We start from the raw sequence: 279 nt of genomic DNA on the forward strand, positions 1-279 counted from the left end.
CCCGACGAACTCGACCGGCTGGTCGCGCTGGTGGGATTCCACTTCGACCCGCTCGGCGTGCCGGACTCGTGGTCGCGCCACGTCCGGACCTGGAGCCTGACCTACCCGGCCTGGTGGATCGAGGCCGTCCTGCCCATCTGCGCCGCCAAGGCGGCCGAGGACCGGTTCACCGGCGAGGGGTTCGGCGGGGCCATCCTGAAACGCTGGGCCAAGTCCGGCGGCCCCCCGGCCAACGTCGTGCCGGTCGAGATCCCGGCGGGCGTCGGCCCGCCCGTCGGC

The 279-nt window shown here is 74.6% G+C and carries 1 protein-coding gene; it reads left to right on the plus strand.

Features of this window, described 5'->3' with window-relative positions; translation table 11 throughout:
- The coding region (locus G6O68_RS32230) for a hypothetical protein (RefSeq protein ID WP_165253864.1) at positions 1-279 on the plus strand (279 nt) is incomplete at both ends.

Origin of the sequence: Paludisphaera soli (assembly GCF_011064595.1) — a bacterium.
Taxonomy (GTDB): domain Bacteria; phylum Planctomycetota; class Planctomycetia; order Isosphaerales; family Isosphaeraceae; genus Paludisphaera; species Paludisphaera soli.